This is a genomic window from Streptomyces sp. NPDC048671 (genome assembly GCF_055587045.1).
In genome coordinates, this window is sequence record NZ_JBVJHB010000018.1 from 25,695 (window position 1) to 42,749 (window position 17,055).

The 17,055-nt window shown below is 72.1% G+C and carries 16 protein-coding genes; 12 read left to right on the top strand and 4 right to left on the bottom strand.

The window, feature by feature from the left end; all coding sequences use genetic code 11:
- The first annotated feature begins 7 nt into the window (after positions 1-7).
- The 9 genes from ACZ6S6_RS31295 (at position 8) to ACZ6S6_RS31335 (ending at position 9,307) form a co-directional block, all read left to right on the top strand.
- A complete protein-coding gene (locus tag ACZ6S6_RS31295; protein WP_469708148.1) occupies positions 8-1,531 on the top strand; it encodes an MFS transporter in 1,524 nt (507 codons plus the stop codon).
- A 66-nt stretch (positions 1,532-1,597) separates the two neighbouring features.
- Positions 1,598-2,011 carry a DUF3151 domain-containing protein gene (locus ACZ6S6_RS31300; protein ID WP_362961171.1) on the top strand — a complete coding sequence of 138 codons (414 nt, stop codon included), beginning with the start codon at positions 1,598-1,600 and terminating at the stop codon, positions 2,009-2,011.
- Between the two features lie 165 nt (positions 2,012-2,176).
- The gene (locus ACZ6S6_RS31305; protein WP_362961174.1) at positions 2,177-3,025 is read left to right on the top strand and encodes a tryptophan 2,3-dioxygenase family protein; all 849 of its coding nucleotides are present in this window, start codon (positions 2,177-2,179) and stop codon (positions 3,023-3,025) included.
- A complete protein-coding gene (gene kynU / locus ACZ6S6_RS31310; RefSeq protein WP_469708150.1) occupies positions 3,018-4,214 on the top strand; it encodes a kynureninase in 1,197 nt (398 codons plus the stop codon). Before ACZ6S6_RS31305 ends, kynU begins: the two co-directional genes overlap by 8 nt.
- Positions 4,215-4,288: 74 nt before the next feature.
- Positions 4,289-4,948: an SUKH-4 family immunity protein gene (locus tag ACZ6S6_RS31315; protein WP_469708152.1), complete on the top strand. Its 660-nt coding sequence runs from the start codon at positions 4,289-4,291 to the stop codon at positions 4,946-4,948.
- A gap of 116 nt (positions 4,949-5,064) precedes the next feature.
- On the top strand, positions 5,065-5,940 hold the full coding sequence (locus ACZ6S6_RS31320) for an alpha/beta hydrolase family protein (protein ID WP_469708154.1): 876 nt from the start codon (positions 5,065-5,067) through the stop codon (positions 5,938-5,940).
- A 163-nt stretch (positions 5,941-6,103) separates the two neighbouring features.
- Positions 6,104-7,354: a sensor histidine kinase gene (locus ACZ6S6_RS31325; RefSeq protein ID WP_469708309.1), complete on the top strand. Its 1,251-nt coding sequence runs from the start codon at positions 6,104-6,106 to the stop codon at positions 7,352-7,354.
- On the top strand, positions 7,351-8,031 hold the full coding sequence (locus tag ACZ6S6_RS31330; protein WP_362961188.1) for a response regulator transcription factor: 681 nt from the start codon (positions 7,351-7,353) through the stop codon (positions 8,029-8,031). Before ACZ6S6_RS31325 ends, ACZ6S6_RS31330 begins: the two co-directional genes overlap by 4 nt.
- Before the next feature lie 40 nt (positions 8,032-8,071).
- Positions 8,072-9,307 carry a cytochrome P450 gene (locus tag ACZ6S6_RS31335; RefSeq protein ID WP_362961190.1) on the top strand — a complete coding sequence of 412 codons (1,236 nt, stop codon included), beginning with the start codon at positions 8,072-8,074 and terminating at the stop codon, positions 9,305-9,307.
- 97 nt (positions 9,308-9,404) lie between these two features.
- Here the strand turns inward: ACZ6S6_RS31335 and ACZ6S6_RS31340 are convergent, their stop codons facing one another.
- Genes ACZ6S6_RS31340 through ACZ6S6_RS31350 form a run of 3 tightly spaced genes read right to left on the bottom strand, consistent with a single transcriptional unit; the run spans position 9,405 to position 12,420 of the window.
- Positions 9,405-9,830 carry a hypothetical protein gene (locus ACZ6S6_RS31340; RefSeq protein WP_362961193.1) on the bottom strand — a complete coding sequence of 142 codons (426 nt, stop codon included), beginning with the start codon at positions 9,828-9,830 and terminating at the stop codon, positions 9,405-9,407.
- Between the two features lie 47 nt (positions 9,831-9,877).
- Positions 9,878-11,509 (bottom strand): ABC transporter permease, encoded by a 1,632-nt coding sequence (locus ACZ6S6_RS31345; RefSeq protein ID WP_469708156.1) that lies wholly within the window; start codon positions 11,507-11,509, stop codon positions 9,878-9,880.
- Positions 11,506-12,420, bottom strand: coding sequence for an ABC transporter ATP-binding protein (locus ACZ6S6_RS31350; protein ID WP_362961199.1), 915 nt, complete (start codon positions 12,418-12,420; stop codon positions 11,506-11,508). The genes ACZ6S6_RS31345 and ACZ6S6_RS31350 overlap by 4 nt, the downstream gene beginning before the upstream one ends.
- 110 nt (positions 12,421-12,530) lie before the next feature.
- On the opposite strand from ACZ6S6_RS31350, the gene ACZ6S6_RS31355 reads away from it, so the two are divergent.
- On the top strand, positions 12,531-13,172 hold the full coding sequence (locus ACZ6S6_RS31355) for a GbsR/MarR family transcriptional regulator (protein ID WP_469708159.1): 642 nt from the start codon (positions 12,531-12,533) through the stop codon (positions 13,170-13,172).
- Between the two features lie 123 nt (positions 13,173-13,295).
- Here ACZ6S6_RS31355 and ACZ6S6_RS31360 read toward each other — a convergent pair whose 3' ends face one another.
- The gene (locus ACZ6S6_RS31360; protein ID WP_469708161.1) at positions 13,296-14,153 is read right to left on the bottom strand and encodes a diacylglycerol kinase family protein; all 858 of its coding nucleotides are present in this window, start codon (positions 14,151-14,153) and stop codon (positions 13,296-13,298) included.
- Between the two features lie 186 nt (positions 14,154-14,339).
- On the opposite strand from ACZ6S6_RS31360, the gene ACZ6S6_RS31365 reads away from it, so the two are divergent.
- Both ACZ6S6_RS31365 and ACZ6S6_RS31370 read left to right on the top strand, forming a co-directional pair.
- Positions 14,340-15,623, top strand: coding sequence for an adenylosuccinate synthase (locus tag ACZ6S6_RS31365; protein WP_469708163.1), 1,284 nt, complete (start codon positions 14,340-14,342; stop codon positions 15,621-15,623).
- A gap of 107 nt (positions 15,624-15,730) precedes the next feature.
- Positions 15,731-16,999, top strand: coding sequence for an AAA family ATPase (locus ACZ6S6_RS31370; protein ID WP_469708165.1), 1,269 nt, complete (start codon positions 15,731-15,733; stop codon positions 16,997-16,999).
- Positions 17,000-17,055: the final 56 nt, after the last annotated feature.

Genomic DNA, 17,055 nt, shown 5'->3' on the forward strand with positions numbered 1-17,055 from the left:
TGGGGGCATGGAGAAAGGTGAGGCGGACGGGCCCGGGATCCGGGTTGCTTCCGTCGCCGGGCGCTGGGTCGTCCTCACGACCGTGCTCGGGTCCAGCATGGCCATGCTCGACTCCACCGTCATCAACGTCGCCCTGCCCCGTATCGGCAAGGACCTCGGCACCGACCTGGCCGCACTCCAGTGGACCGTCAACGCCTACATGCTGACGCTCGCCGGGCTCATCCTGCTCGGCGGGGCGCTCGGTGACCGGTACGGGCGGCGGAGGGTCTTCGTCGTCGGGGTCGTGTGGTTCGCCCTCGCCTCGCTGCTCTGCGGCATCGCGCCCAACGCCGTCGTGCTCATCGCCGCCCGCGCCCTCCAGGGCGTCGGCGGGGCGCTCCTCACCCCCGGTTCACTGGCCCTGATCCAGGCGAGCTTCCACCCGGACGACCGGGCCCGCGCGGTCGGGCTGTGGTCCGGGTTCGGCGGGGTCGGGGCGGCCGTCGGGCCGTTCGTGGGCGGGTGGCTCGTCGACGGGCCCGGCTGGCGGTGGGTGTTCCTGCTCAACCTGCCGCTCGCCGCCGTCTGCGTGCCCGTAGCCCTGCGCCACGTACCGGAGTCCCGGGACCCGTACGCGCACGGCCGCTTCGACGTGCTCGGGGCGGCGCTCGGCGCGCTCTCCCTCGCGCTGGTGACGTACGCGCTGATCGAGGCGCCGGGTCTTGGCGCGTCCCCCGCCGTGATCGGGGCGGCGGTGGGCGGGGTGCTGCTCGGCGCCGCGTTCGTCCGGGTCGAGCGGCGGCGGACGTACCCCATGCTGCCGCCGTCGGTGTTCGCCTCCCGGCAGTTCACCACCGTCAACATCGTCACCCTCTGTGTGTACGCGGCGCTCGGCGGCTACTTCTTCCTCTCCGCGATCCAGCTCCAGGTCGTCGCGGGGTACTCGGCGCTCGGCGCGGGCACCGCGCTGCTGCCGACGACCGTCCTGATGCTGCTGTTCTCGGCCAGGTCCGGCGAGCTCGGCCAGCGCGTCGGCCCCCGTATCCCGCTCACCGCGGGCCCGCTGATCGCCGCCACCGGCATGCTGCTGATGCTGCGCGTGGGGCCGGGATCGAGCTCCGTCCGCGGGTACCTGACCGATGTGCTCCCGGCCGTCGCCGTCCTCGGCGTCGGACTGGTCACCCTGGTGGCCCCGCTCACCGCGACCGTCCTGGCCTCCGTGGACACCGGCCGGGCCGGACTCGCCAGCGGGATCAACAACGCCGCGGCCCGCGCCGCCGGGCTGATCGCGGTGGCCGCGCTGCCGCTGCTCGCCGGAATGGGGCCGGAGGCCTACCGGGACGCCGGGGAGTTCGCCGCGACCTTCCGGCGCGCCATGCCGATGTGCGCCGGGCTGCTGGTGGTGGGCGCCCTGATCGCCTGGTCGACCGTGCGCACGCCCCACGCGGCCGTACGGGACACCGCCCGCCCCGAGTGCACGGTGCACTGCGGCGTCGCCGCCCCGCCATTGGAGCCGGCCCCGGAAACGGCACGCCGGGCGGACGGCCCCTGAGCGCCCCGGCGGGCATTGTGCGCCCTTGGTGCCCCGGCGGCGCCGGTGCCAGGCACACTTGGACCCATGTCGATCCACGAGAACCTGCTCGGGGGCCCTGCCCCGACCCACCTGCCCGACGACCCGGGTCCGCGCGAACTGCTCGCGGCGGACGTCGCGCCCACCGATGTCGCCGCGAAGTACCCGACCTCCTCCCTGGCCTGGGCGCAGCTCGCCGACGAGGCGTTCGAGGGCGGCCGGGTCATCGAGTCGTACGCGTACGCCCGCACCGGCTACCACCGCGGCCTGGACGCACTGCGCCGGGCCGGCTGGAAGGGCCACGGCCCCGTGCCGTTCGAGCACGAGCCGAACCGCGGCTTCCTGCGCGCCCTGCACGCGCTGGCGCGCGCCGCGCAGTCGATCGGTGAGCAGGAGGAGTACGAGCGCTGCTCGTCGTTCCTCCGCGACTCCTCGCCGACCGCAGCCGAGACGCTCGGCTAGGCAGCACCTGCCCCACCTGCCCCACCTGCCCCGCAGGCGTACCACTGCCTGCGGGGCCTGCGCGTCCCCCGGAGTGGCGTTTAGGATGCGAACAGGGGACCGGAGCTCCACCACCTCACGGAAGGGGCGGACCGCTACCCGGAAGCTCGTGTCGAGGAGACAGCAATGTCGACGATTCACCCCGACCCCGAAGCCACCGGTGCGCAGACCCCGCACCTCGACTTCGCGGGAACGACTCCGTACGAGGACTACGTCCAGGCGGACGTCCTCACCCACCTCCAGCACCTGCGCTCCGACGACCCGGGCGAGATGGTCTTCCTGGTCACCACCCAGGTCATGGAGCTGTGGTTCACCGTCATCGTCCATGAGTGGGAGACCGCCGCGCACGCCCTGCGCGAGGACCGGCTGCCGGTGGCGCGCGACGCGCTGAAGCGGTCGGTGCGGGAGCTGGAGGCGCTGAACGCCTCCTGGACGCCGCTCGCCCAGCTCACCCCCGCCCAGTTCAACTCCTACCGGTCCGCGCTCGGCGAGGGCTCCGGCTTCCAGTCGGCGATGTACCGGCGGATGGAGTTCCTGCTCGGGGACAAGTCCGCGTCCATGCTCGTGCCGCACCGGGGCGCACCCCGCGTGCACGCCGAGCTGGAGAAGGCGCTCGGGGAGCCGAGCCTGTACGACGAGACCCTCGCGCTCCTCGCCCGGCGCGGCCACGCCGTCCCGGAGGCCGTGCTCGGCCGGGACCTCGCCCAGAAGTACGAGCCGTCGCCCGAGGTCGAGGCCGTCTGGGCGGAGATCTACGCCAGCCCCGACCAGCACGACGAGCTGGTCCGGCTGGGCGAGGCGCTCACCGATGTCGGCGAACTGGTGTGGCGATGGCGCAACGACCACCTCGTCGCCACCCGGCGGGCCATGGGCTCCAAGACCGGGACCGGCGGTTCGGCCGGGGTCGCCTGGCTGGAGAAGCGCGCCACCAAGAACGTGTTCCCCGAGCTCTGGACGGCCCGCAGCCATGTCTGACCTCCAGGAGCGCGCCCAGGCGCTCGACACCGCCGACGAACTGGCGCCGCTGCGCGAGCTGTTCACGCTCGACGACACCGTCTACCTGGACGGCAACTCGCTGGGCGCACTGCCCCGCCATGTGCCCGCCCGGCTCCAGGAGGTCCTCACCCGCGAGTGGGGCGAGCTGCGCATCAGGTCCTGGGACGAGAGCGGCTGGTGGACCGCGCCGGAGCGGATCGGGGACCGGATCGCCCCGGTCGTCGGGGCAGCCGCGGGACAGATCGTCGTCGGTGACTCGACGAGCGTGAACGTCTTCAAGGCCGTCGTCGCCGCGACCCGGCTGGCGCCGGAGGGCCGCGACGAGATCCTCGTCGACGCGGACACCTTCCCCACGGACGGCTACATCGCGAAGTCGGCCGCCCGGATGACCGGTCACCGGATCGTCCAGGTCGCCCCCGCCGACGTGCCGGACGCCCTCGGTCCGCGTACCGCGGCCGCCCTCCTCAACCACGTCGACTACCGCTCCGGCAGGCTCCACGACCTGCCCGCACTCACCGCCGCCGTGCACGCGGCGGGCGGGATCGCGGTCTGGGACCTGTGCCACAGCGCGGGCGCGCTGCCCGTCGGGCTGGACGCGCACGGAGTGGACCTGGCGGTCGGCTGCACGTACAAGTACCTCAACGGCGGGCCCGGTTCACCCGCGTACCTGTACGTCGCCGCGCGGCACCAGGCGGCCTTCGACTCGCCCCTGCCGGGGTGGACGTCGCACGCCGACCCGTTCGCGATGACCCCCGGGTACGCGCCCGCCGACGGCGCCGTACGGGGCCGGGTAGGGACCCCCGACATCCTGTCCATGCTGGCCCTGGAGGCGTCCCTCGACGTGTGGGACGGGGTCGGGGTCGAGGCGGTGCGGGCCAAGTCCCTGGCGCTGACGGACTTCTTCCTGGAGTGCGTCGCGGCGTACGTCCCCGAAGGGCGCGTCACCTCGGTCACTCCGGCCGCGCACGCGGAACGCGGCAGCCAGGTCGCGCTGCGCTGCGAGGACGCCGAACCGGTGATGGCCGCGCTCATCGCACGCGGAGTCGTCGGGGATCTGCGCCGTCCGGACGTACTGCGGTTCGGATTCACACCGCTGTACGTGGGGTTCGCCGACGCCGAACGTGCGGCGCGGGCGCTCGCGGACGTGTTGGCCGTTCCGGCGGCGTAGGCTCCCGGGTCAGTCCGGCGACCGGCTCGCCCCGGTCGCCGGACTGCTTCCGGACGCCCGCGACGGCGGGCAGAATGAGTGCGACGACAGTTCACGGCGAGGGGTCGCACCGCATGATCTTCGACATCGGCATCGATATCGACGGTGCGGCCGGCAGCGGCCGTTCCGGCTACGTACGGGCCTCGCGTACGGTCCTCGCCGATGTGGTGCGGCGCCCGGAGGATCTCCGCGCGCTGTGCGACGCCGGCTTTCCGCAGAGCCCCTTCCGGATGGCCCCGGCCATCGCCGCGGACGACTGCGAGGTCGAGAGGACCAGCGTGGTGGACCTCGGTTCCGAGGTGGAGATCGCCCGGCTGGATTTCGGCGATCTGCTGCTCTTCGGCTCGGTCCAGGGCTGGTACCTCTTTCTCCACCTCGATGACGGCACGGTGCACGCCTTCCCCGACGAGATGGCCCTCTTCGAGGGGGACTTCCGTCCGGCGCACACGGACCTCTCCTCGCTCCAGCACATGCTGGAACTGCTGCACCGGCAAAAGCTGCTGATGAGACGTGAGCCGGCCGACGCCGTCATCGTGGGCCGGCCGTACGCCGAACTCAAGCGCTTCGCCGACGGGGTGAAGGACGAGTTCGACGGCGTCGACCCGCTGGTCTTCTCCCTGGAGAGCGATCAGGAAAGCCCCTGGGTCCTCTTCTTCGCCGACCTTCAGATCGGGATGTACGACCCGGTGTACTAGCAGCCCGGTCGGGCGGGAGGCCGGAGTGACCGCCGCCGGGGCAGGGAACGGCTCCATACTGATACCGTCCCCGCAGGTCAGCCCAGTTGGGCATTGTCAGGGACGGTTGGAGCAGCATGTCGGATTCTGCCGCGCGTGATCAGGACGCAGCCGAGACCGAGTCCGCGTTCTCGCATCCGGTGGTCGCCCCCGATGCCTCCGCCGCCTACGGCAGCCACCCGGACCAGACGATCGACTTCTACGCCCCGCACGACGGACGCACCGGCGCGCCCGTCGTGGTCGTCCTGCACGGCGGGGCGTGGCGGGCCCCGTACGACCGGCTCCACATGTCCCCGTTCGTGGGATTCCTGGCCCGGCGCGGGTTCGCCGTCGCCAGTGTCGAGTACCGGCGGGGCAGCGAGATCCCCCAGCAGCGCGGCTCGGGCCCGGTCGCCGGGCGCTGGCCGGAGACCTTCGACGACGTCGCCGCGGCGATGGACGCGCTGCCGGAGCTGCTCGCGCGGGAGCTGCCCGCGGCGGACGCCCGGCGGATCGTCGTCACCGGGCACTCGGCGGGCGGGCAGCTCGCCCTGTGGGCCGCCGCCCGGCACGTACTGCCGGAGGGCTCGCCGTGGCGGCTGCCGCGCCCGCCCGCGCTGCGCGGCGTGGTGGCTCTCGCACCGATCGCGGACTTCACCGCCGCCGTCGCGCTGGATGTGTGCTCCGGCGCGATCGGGCAGTTCCTGGGGACCGACGAGGACTTCGCCGCACGGAGCGCGCACGCCGACCCGGCACTGCTGCTGCCCACCGGCATCGCGACCGCCGTGGTGCAGGGCACCGCGGACCTCACGGTGCCGCAGGCCGTCGTGGAGGCGTTCGTCGACGCGGCGGCGAAGGAGGGGGAGACCGTGGGTCTGACCCTACTGCCCGGCGTCGGGCACTTCCCGCTGATCGATCCGGCGGCCGACGCGTGCGCGGTGGTGGCCGAGGAGATCGCCCAGCTGGCCTGGTGAGAACCGCGGTACGGGGACGGGGGAGGGGGATCCGGGTAGTACTTGCGACGGACGGTCCAGGATCCGTATCCGTGCTGACGACCCCGGTCGCCGCGCCGCCTACCGTGGAGGCGTGACCGAGACCAAGACCAGAAGCCCTGAGCTCCGGGCCGCAGCAGGAGCGATGGCAGGCCTGCGGCAGGACCTGATCCGTGACGCGTTCGCCTACTGCCCGCTGCCTCCCATGCGGACAGACGGGCCGGTGACCCGGCGGCTGCCGGAGCGGCTCCGGGCCCGTGCCGGGTGGACCCCGCACGCGATGGTGCTGGGGGCCGCGCTGATCGCGTTCATGCAGGGTTTCGCGAGCACCGGCAACGCAGGCGTCCTGCTGTCCGGGCTGCTGCCCGCCGCCTGCATCGCGATGACGCTGATCAGGCCGGTGGGGGCGTTCTGGCTGTCGATGGCGATGGTCCCGGTGTCCGTGCTCTTCGGCGGCGCGGACGGGCCGTGGGGGCCGAGCGCCTTCTTCGCCCACCTGGTCGTGCTGAACGTCGTCGCGGTCCGGACCAGGCCGCGCACCGCCGCCTGGATGTGGGCACTGACCCTGCTGCTCGGCACGTTCGTGGAGAACGTCGTCGGCTGGGACGGCGGATCGAACACCGCCGCCATGGCCGTGTCCTCCGCGTTCGCCCTGCTCCTGGTGAGCCTGGTGCACATCCGCCGGGAGGCGGAGCGCGAGGTCACCGTGCAGCGCACCGTCACCGCCGTCGAGCGCGACCGCCGCACGCTGCTGGAGGAGCGCACCACCATCGCCCGCGAACTGCACGACGTGGTCGCCCACCACATGTCGGTCGTCGCGATCCAGGCCGAGGCCGCCCCGTACCGGGTGGAGAACCCGCCGCCCGAGCTGGAGCAGGCCTTCCTCACGATCCGGGAGAACGCCGTCGCGGCGCTCACCGAACTGCGCCGGGTGCTCGGCGTCGTACGGACCGAGGGCTACGAGGTGCCGGACGCGCCGCAGCCCACCCTGGCCGAGCTGGACGGCCTCCTCGCCAACGTCGGCGAGGCGGGCCTGACGGCGGAGAAGGCGGTGACCGGTGCGGTGCGTGAACTGCCGCAGGGCGTCGAGCTGTCGGCGTACCGGATCATCCAGGAGGCCCTCAGCAACACCCTGCGGCACGCGCCGGGTGCCACCGCGAAGGTCGAGATCGGCTATGTGCTCGGCGGGCTCGGACTGCGCGTCGTCAACGGCCCGCCGACCGGCCCGGTGAAACCCTCGCCGGGAGCCGGGCACGGCATAACCGGGATGCGGGAGCGGGTCGGGATGCTGAACGGCGAGATGACCGCTGAGACGACCGCCGACGGCGGCTACGAGGTCACCGCGTTCATCCCCGTCCAGCAGGCCCCCTCCGACGCCCCCGTGGAGCAGGCGTGACGGCCGACGGGACGGACGCGCCGATCCGGGTACTGATCGTCGACGACCAGATGATGGTCCGCGAGGGATTCTCGGTACTGCTCAACGCGATGCCGGGCATCGAGGTCGCCGGCGAGGCGGTGAACGGCCGCGAGGCCGTCTCGCAGGTCGCGGCCCTCCGCCCCGACGTGGTGCTGATGGACATCCGGATGCCGGAGCTCAACGGCATCGAGGCGACCCGCGAGATCGTGGCGGCCGACGCCGACGCCAAGGTGCTGGTGCTGACCACCTTCGACCTCGACGAGTACGTCTACCAGGCGCTGCGCGCCGGCGCCTCCGGCTTCCTCCTCAAGGACGCCTCGGCCCGGCAACTCGCGGACGGTGTACGGGTGGTGGCCTCCGGCGAGGCGCTGCTCGCCCCCACCGTCACCAAGCGGCTGATCAACGAGTTCTCCAAGCTCGCGGCGGCCCCGCGCCCGCCCGCACTGGCCCGGATCGGAGACCTCACCGAGCGCGAGACGGAGGTGCTGGTCCTCATCGCCCAGGGCCTGTCGAACGCGGAGATCGCCTCGCACCTGGTGGTCGCCGAGTCCACCATCAAGACCCATGTGAGCCGCATCCTGGTCAAGCTGGGCCTGCGCGACCGCACCCAGGCGGCCGTCTTCGCGTACGAGGCCCGGCTGGTCACGCCGTCCTGAGGGGCTGGCTTGGTGGCGGGCGGCCGGTTAGCGTCGGTTCATGAACCAGCCCACGCCCGCCGCCTCCGGCTCCGCCGCCCTCTTCGATCCGTGGTCGGCGGCGTTCGTCGCCGATCCGTATCCCGCCTATGCCGAGCTGCGGGCCACCGGCCGGGCGCACTACTTCGAGCGCACCGATCAGTGGCTCGTCCCGCACCACGCCGATGTGTCCGCGCTGCTGCGTGACCGCCGGCTGGGCCGGACGTATCTGCACCGGTTCACGCACGAGGAGTTCGGCCGGACCGCCCCGCCCGCCGAGCACGAGCCGTTCGAGACGCTCAACGGGCAGGGGATGCTGGACCTGGAGCCGCCGGACCACACGCGGATCAGGCGGCTGGTCTCCAAGGCGTTCACCCCGCGTACCGTCGAGCGGCTCGCCCCGACCGTGCACCGGCTGGCCGCCGGGCTCGTCGACGACTTCGTCGCGCAGGGCGGGGGCGATCTGCTCACGGCGGTGGCCGAACCGCTGCCGGTCGCCGTGATCGCCGAGATGCTCGGCATCCCGGAGTCCGACCGTGCGCCGCTGCGGCCCTGGTCGGCGGCGATCTGCGGAATGTACGAGCTGAACCCGTCCGAGGAGACCGCCCGCGCCGCAGTCCGCGCCTCGGTCGACTTCTCCGCGTATCTGCGCGAGCTGATCGCCGAGCGGCGCGGGAACCCCGGCACGGATCTGATCTCCGCGCTCATCGCCGCCCACGACGAGGGCGAGCGGCTCACCGAGCAGGAAATGATCTCCACCTGTGTGCTGCTGCTGAACGCGGGGCACGAGGCGACCGTCAACACCACCGTGAACGGCTGGTGGACCCTGCTGCGCCACCCCGCGCAGCTGGCCGCGCTCCGGGCCGACCACGGGCTGCTGCCGTCCGCGATCGAGGAGCTGATGCGGTACGACACCCCGCTCCAGATGTTCGAGCGCTGGGTGCTCGACGACATCGAGATCGGCGGCACGGTCATTCCGCGCGGTTCCGAGGTGGCCCTGCTCTTCGGCTCGGCCAACCGCGACCCGGCCCGCTTCCCCGACCCGGACACGCTGGACCTCGCCCGGCAGGAGAACCCGCACATCACCTTCGGCGCGGGCATTCACTTCTGTCTGGGCGCCCCGCTGGCCCGGGTGGAACTGGCGGCCTCCTTCGGTGAGCTGCTGCGCCGGGCGCCGGACATGCGGCTGGTCGCGGAGCCGGAGTGGAACCCGGGGTACGTGATCCGGGGCGTGAAGGAGCTGCGCGTCGAGCTGTGAGGCGGCGGGGTGTGCGGGCGCTCGGGCGCTCGGGTGCGCGGGCGCTCGGGTGCCCGGGTGCCCGAGTGCTCGGGCGCTCAGGTGCCCGGCCGCGTCCTCAGCAGACCGGCCCGCAGGGCGACGGCGGCCCTTCGAGTACCTGGAACGTCACCCCGAGGACGACCAGGGCCGCGAGGAGCGCCGCGAACCCGAGGGCCCGCCGCCACTTCCCCCGTACGAGGCACAGGACGCCCAGCGCGGCCGCGACGCCGCCGAGGATCATGACCGGCAGGCCCTGCCAGAGCACGCCCCACTCGGCCTCGCCCTCGAAGCCGCCGAGGATGCCGCGCTGTGCGTAGGGCGCCCAGACGAGCATTCCGGCGACGGCCCCGGCCGCGGCCGCGGCGAACCCGGCGATTCCCTTGAGGGCTTCCCGCCGACTGTCCCTGGTGGTGTCCGTACCGATGCCCGTCCCGACGCTTGTACCGATGTCCGTACCGATGCCCGTCCCGACTCCTGTACCGATGCCCGTATCGATGTCCATACCGGCGAGGACGCCTGCGGGTGGCCCACGGGTTGCGGGCCGCCCGCTCAGTTCAGCATGTCCCGCCGCCGCAGCGCCGCCAGGCCGCCGGCCGTCAGCGCCACCGCGAGCGCGGTGAGCAGCGCCACCGGACCCCACTCCATCCCCGCCCCCGGCAGCTTCGGCAGGTGCGTGAACGGCGACAGGTCCATCACCGGCTGCGGCAGATCCAGGGCCGGGCCGATCCAGCCCAGCGCCAGGCAGAGCCCCACCACCCCCCAGGCCGCGACGGCGGCCTTCGGCAGCGCCCCGTACAGCACGACCGTCACCGCGCCCAGCAGCCAGACGGCGGGCAGTTGCACCAGCGAGGCGCCGAGCACGGCGGGCAGTTCGTGCCCGTATCCGGCGGCGAGGCCGAGGCCGCCGGCCACCATGATCAGGGCCGCGCCGCCGAAGGCTATGAGCAGGTGGCCGGCCGCCCAGCCGATCCGGCCGACCCCGCCCGCCAGTATCGGTTCGGCCCGCCCGGCGGTCTCCTCGCCGTGCGGCCGCAGCACCGAGGAGACGATGTACAGCGCCGCCACCGTGCCCAGCACGGAGATCATCGAGGCGAGGAACGCATCGGTCAGAGCGGCCTGTCCGCCCATCCGCTCGAAGATCTCCCTGGTCTTCTCGTTGTCCCCGACGAGATCGGCCGCTCCGTTGGTCAGCCCGCCGAAGACGACACCGGCCGCGGCGAACGACACCGTCCAGCCCAGCAGCGCACCGCGCTGGAGCCGCACGGCGAGCCCGAACGCGGTGGAGATCCGGCCTCGGGCGGGCCCCGGCCGGGTCGCCAGGAAGCTCATGCCGACATCGCGCCGCCCGGCCAGCGCGTACGCCGCGGCGCACTGCACCGCCACGGCGCCGGCGATCACCGGGAGCACCCACCACCGCTCGTCCGCGTACGGCCGGACGTTCTCCGCCCAGCCGATGGGGGAGAGCCAGGTGAGCACGGACGAGCCGTCGTCCGCCGTGGAGTCGCCCGCCGCCTTCAGGACGAATGCGGCTCCGATCACCGCGGCCGTCAGCCCCTTCGCGAGCCGGGCGCTCTCGGTGAACTGGGCGGCGATCGCGGCGGTGCAGGCGAACAGCACCCCGACCCCGGCGACGGCCGAAGCGATCGCCACCGCCCCGGCGCCGCCCGCCCCCGACCCGGCCATCCCGGCCACGATCACCAGGGCCAGCGCGGCATTGGCGATCACCGCGGCGAGCAGTGCCGCGGTCAGCGGGGCGCGCCGCCCGACCATGGCCGAGGAGAGCATCTCCTGACGGCCGGTCTCCTCTTCCTCGCGGGTGTGCCGCACGACGACGACCAGGCTCATCACCGCGGCCAGCGCGGAGCCGAAGGCGATCATGCGCCAGCTGACGAGCCCGCCCACGGAGTCGCTGAACACCGGCCCGTACATCGCCCGCAGGGAGCTGTTGCCGTTCATCGACGCGGCGAGCTCGGCGCGCTGGGCGTCCGTCCCGTAGAGCGAGGAGATGGACTTCGCGACGGAGGAGAACGAGCCGCCGAGCACGATCACCCAGAGCGGCATGATGATCCGGTCGCGCCGCAGGGCGAGTCTCAGCAGGGTCCGGGTCCCCGCGAGCTGTCCGGTCCCGGTCCCGGTCCGGCGTCCGGTGCCGGCCGGTGCGGTCATGGTCACGGCAGTCATCGCGCCGCCACCTCCGCGACCGGTCCGGCGTCCGCCGCGTAGTGCCGCAGGAAGAGCTCCTCCAGCGTGGGCGGGGTGCTGCTCAGTGAGCGGACCCCGGACGCGGTGAGCGATCTGAGGACGGCGTCCAGCTTGTCCGTGTCGACCTGGAGCGTGACGCGCCGCCCCTGGATGTCGAGGTCGTGCACTCCGGGCAGTCCGGCCAGTCCGTCGGGCTCGCCGGCCAGCTCCGCGCTGATGTTGGTGCGCGTCAGATGGCGCATACCGGCCAGCGAGCCGGTCTCCACCGTCCGCCCCTGGCGGATGATGCTGACCCGGTCGCAGAGCGACTCGACCTCGCTGAGGATGTGGCTGGAGAGCAGGATCGTCCGCCCGCGGTCGCGCTCCTCGGTGACGCAGCGCTGGAAGACCTCCTCCATCAGCGGGTCGAGCCCGCTGGTCGGTTCGTCCAGGATCAGCAGGTCCACATCGGAGGCGAACGCGGCGACGAGGGCCACCTTCTGCCGGTTGCCCTTGGAGTACGTGCGCCCCTTCTTGGTCGGGTCGAGCTCGAACCGCTCCACCAGGTCGGCGCGGCGGGCGTCGTCCAGGCCGCCGCGCAGCCGCCCGTACAGATCGATCACCTCGCCGCCGGAGAGGTTGCGCCACAGCGTGACGTCACCGGGGACGTACGCCACGCGCCGGTGCAGTTCCACCGCGTCGTGCCAGGGGTCTCGGCCGAGCAGCTGGGCAGCGCCGGCGTCGGCCCGCAGCAGGCCGAGCAGGACCCGGATGGTGGTGGACTTCCCCGACCCGTTGGGCCCGAGGAAGCCGTGGACCTCACCGGACTCGACGGCCAGGTCGAGCCCGTCCAGTGCGTGCGTCCGGCCGAACGACTTGTGCAGTCCGGCCACGGTGATTGCCTTCGTCATGATTTTGAACGTACGCTACTTTCACAAATTTGTGAAGTTAAGGAAACGTATAAACTCGGACGAGTGACGGGGCCGGTGATCAGCCGGGGCGCAGGGGAGACGATGGGGCGATGAGCAGCGAATCCGGAGAGAACGCACGGGAGCGGCAGGACACGGGCACGGCGCCTCAGAAGCGTGACGCGGCGCCGGAGAAGCGGAACGCGGCGCAGGGGGAACAGGGCGCGGCGCCGGGGAAACGGGACGCGGCTCCCGCGAAACGGGACGCCGAGGCGGTCTCGCGCTTCGTCGAGCGGTTCGCGTCCGAGATGACCGAGGCGGGGATGCAGCGGATGGCGTCCCGCGTCTTCGCCGCCCTGCTCGCCGACGACGACGCCTCGATGACCTCGGCGGAGCTCGCGCTGGCGCTCCAGATCAGCCCGGCCGCCGTGTCCGGCGCGGTGAACTACCTCACCCAGGTCAGCATGATCGGCCGCGAGCGCGAACCGGGCTCGCGCCGCGACCGCTACCGCCTGCACAACGAGATCTGGTACACCACCTTCGCCAGCCGCGACCGGGTGCTCACCCGGTGGGAGCAGACCCTCAAGGACGGCGCGCGCACGCTCGGCGAGCACACGCCGGCCGGTGCCCGGATCGCGGAGACGGCGGCGTTCTTCGAGTTCCTGCAGTCCGAGCTGGGGAGCCTGATGGACCGCTGGGAGGAGCACCGCAAAACCCTCGACCTGCCGACGGCCGACGGGCGCGCGGGCGCCTGACGGCCCGGCGGCGCGGCCCGCCGGCCACGCGCCCGGCGGCCCGGCGACGCCACTGGGCCCGTCCGCCGACTACGCGCCACCGGGCCCGCCCGCCGACTACGCGCCACCGGGCCCGCCCGCCGGCTACGCGTCCGATACCGGCAGCATCAGCCCCCACGCGCCCGCCCGCACCGTCCAGGTGCGCGTCCTCACCGGCCCGCCGACCTGTATGTCCGCGCGGTAGCGGAAGTCGGGGCCGGAGACCGTGACGGCCTTGGCCTCCGTGGTGACCGGGTCGCCGTCCGGCGGGTGGATCGTCACCACCGCGAGGCCGCCGTCGCCGCGCCCCGAGGTCACCGTCACCGATTCGACCGGCCGGTCCAGATCGTTCAGCAGGACACCGTCCGCCTCGATCCGCAGCCGGTGCGTGCGCAGCGGGGCGGGCACCGCCGAGGGCGCCGGGTGCACCAGGGTCCGGACCAGCGAGCGGCAGGTGTCCCAGACCGCGGTGACGCCCGAGTGGGCGGCCTCCGTGCCCGGTGCGCTGCTCAGGGCCGGGATGCGCAGCGCACCCAGGACCACGCCGTCGCTGTCGTCGACCAGCAGGTCCAGCCGTCGCACCGCGCCGTCGAGCGCGGTACGGGCCGCGGCCACCGCACCTGTCGGCACGCCGAGTGAATGGGCGAGTTCCAGCGCCGCAGCGGCGCCGACCGGAATCAGCGAAAGGGCGCTTCCGGCCGGCTCCCGCTCCCGGTGCAGCTGGGTCACCGCCCGCCTCAGCGCCCGGTCGTCGCCGACCACCACCGGCCGTCGGCCGCCCCTGCGGGAGAGGGCCCGAGCGAACTCCTCGGGCCCGTCGGGGAGGCAGATCTTGGCGTGCGAGCCGGCGCTCAGCACGTCCTTGGCGATCCGGACGGACTCGCCGTCCGTCCGGCGGGCGACCGGATCGATCACCACCAGCAGATGGGGCGCACCGTTACCGGGGGGCTGGGCAGCCGACACCTCGGTCCTTCCTCGGGTAGCATCTTGGTGCAAGAGCCCCTTGCGCTATTGCGCCAGGGGCTTGGTCTATTCCGGGGCACCCGGTTCGACGGTTCAGGCCTTGTCGTACAACGTCGTACGGCATGTACGACGTTTACGTACGCCCCCTGACCTTGGACATGCCCCGCCCGGAAGGGGTGTACGCCTGTGCCCGCACTTGTGCTGCTCGGTGCTCAGTGGGGTGACGAGGGCAAGGGGAAGGCCACCGACCTCCTCGGTGGATCCGTGGACTATGTGGTGCGATACCAGGGCGGCAACAATGCCGGCCACACGGTGGTCGTCGGCGACCAGAAGTACGCACTGCATCTCCTCCCCTCTGGAATCCTGTCACCGGGGTGTACCCCGGTCATCGGTAACGGTGTCGTGGTCGACCCGGCCGTCCTGCTCTCCGAGCTGAGTGGGCTGAACGACCGCGGCGTGGACACGTCCAAGCTGCTGATCAGCGGTAACGCTCATTTGATCACCCCGTACAACGTCACCGTCGACAAGGTGACGGAACGGTTCCTCGGCAAGCGGAAGATCGGCACCACCGGGCGCGGAATCGGCCCGACATATGCCGACAAGATCAACCGGGTCGGCATCCGCGTCCAGGACCTCTACGACGAGTCGATCCTGGAGCAGAAGGTCGAGGCGGCCCTGGAGCAGAAGAACCAGCTGCTGGCCAAGGTCTTCAACCGGCGCGCGATCGAGGCCGGCAAGGTCATCGAGGACATGCTCCAGTACGCGGAGCAGATCAAGCCCTTCGTGGCCGACACTACGCTGATTCTGAACAACGCCATCGACGCGGGCAAGGTCGTCCTCTTCGAGGGCGGTCAGGGCACGCTGCTCGACGTCGACCACGGCACGTACCCCTTCGTCACCTCGTCGAACCCGACCGCGGGCGGCGCCTGCACCGGTTCCGGCGTGGGCCCGACGAAGATCAGCCGGGTCATCGGCATCCTCAAGGCCTATACGACGCGTGTCGGCGCCGGTCCGTTCCCGACGGAGCTGCTCGACGAGGACGGCGAGGCGCTGCGCCGCATCGGTGGCGAGCGCGGTGTCACCACCGGCCGTGACCGCCGCTGCGGCTGGTTCGACGCCCCGATCGCGCGGTACGCGACCCGGGTCAACGGCCTGACCGACTTCTTCCTCACCAAGCTCGACGTCCTCACCGGCTGGGAGCAGATCCCGGTGTGCGTGGCGTACGAGATCGACGGCAAGCGCGTCGAGGAGCTCCCGTACAACCAGACCGACTTCCACCACGCGAAGCCGGTCTACGAGATGCTGCCGGGCTGGTCCGAGGACATCACCAAGGCGAAGACCTTCGCCGACCTGCCGAAGAACGCGCAGGGTTACGTGAAGGCGCTGGAGGAGATGTCCGGCGCCCCGGTCTCCGCGATCGGTGTCGGCCCCGGCCGGACCGAGACGATCGAGATCAACTCGTTCCTGTAGGGAACACCACGGTGGCGGCCGACGGTCACGACCCGTCGGCCGCCACCGTGCATCCGCACCCGCGGGCCGGGTGGCGTGACTAATGTGTCCGCCATGAAGGAGCCAGGATGCTGCTGAGATTCCGGGTGGCGAACGTCCGGTCACTGCGCGACGAGCAGGAGCTGTCGTTCGTCGCGTCCGAGGGGACCGAGCGGGAGCTGGCCGCAGCCCGCGAGACGGTGCTGTCCGACGGGCAGCACCTTTCCGTCCATACCGTGCTCGGAATCTTCGGTGCCAACGCTTCCGGTAAGTCCAATGTGATCGCCGCGCTGAAGAGCATGAAGCACGCCGTCATGCGCTCCTACGCCGACTGGACCTCCTACGACGGCATCCCCCGCGACGAATTCGCCCTCGATCCCAAGGCCGCATCGCAAACGTCCCTGTACGAGGCGGACTTCGTCCTTGACGACGGTGTCCGCTGGACGTACGGGTTCGAGCTGGGTGCGCGCCGGGTCGAGGCGGAATGGCTTTACGCCTACCCCAAAGGCCGTCGGCAGGTCTGGTTCGAGCGGGATGCCAGCCGTGACAAGGACTTCGACTTCCCCGGCGAGCGGCTCCATGACCGCGCCCGTCTGGCCCGCACGACGCGGCCGGACGCCCTTTTGCTGACACGGGCGGCCAACGACGGTCACGAGCAGCTCACCCCGGTCTTCGACTGGTTCAAGAACAACCTCTGGGATGTCACTCCTGAGACGGAGCGCAGCCAGCGCGAGGACTACACGGCCGGGAAGCTGTTGCGGAGCGAAGACTTCCGGCGCCGGGCCGAGGAATTGCTGCGGGTAGCTGATCTCGGCATCGCGGGCGTGGAGGTCGAGCGGTCGTCGTCCGGGCGTCCGGTCATCCAGCTGATCCATACGAGCGGCGGAGAACGCACGGCGTTGGACTGGGCCTCGGAGTCCTGGGGCACCCGCTCCTGGTTCGCGTTGATCGGCCCGCTCCTGCTCGCCCTCGACACCGGCGCGGTCCTGCTTGTCGATGAGCTGGACGCGAGCCTGCACTCGCGCTTCGCGGCAGAGATCGTACGCCTCTTCCAGACGCCGTGGGTGAACCTCAAGGGCGCCCAGCTGATCTTCACTGGCCACGATCTCTCGCTCCTACGGACGCCCGGCGGTGGCCGGCTCCTGGAACCGGGGCAGCTGTGGCTCACGGAGAAGGACGAGAGCGGCGCGACGGAGCTGTCGTCGGTCGCGGACTGGGAACCGACGGACGAGGAGGACCTCATGGCGTCATATCTCGCCGGGTCCTTCGGTGCGGTGCCGAAGGTCTCAGAGGGGCAGATCGGGCGACGGCTGGTTCGGACGGACGACTTGGCGCGGATGGAGGCGGAAGAGGGCTGATGGCGAGGCCAAGGGGAGGGGACAGCATTTCCCGCAAGAAGGGTGGCGGGAAGGGG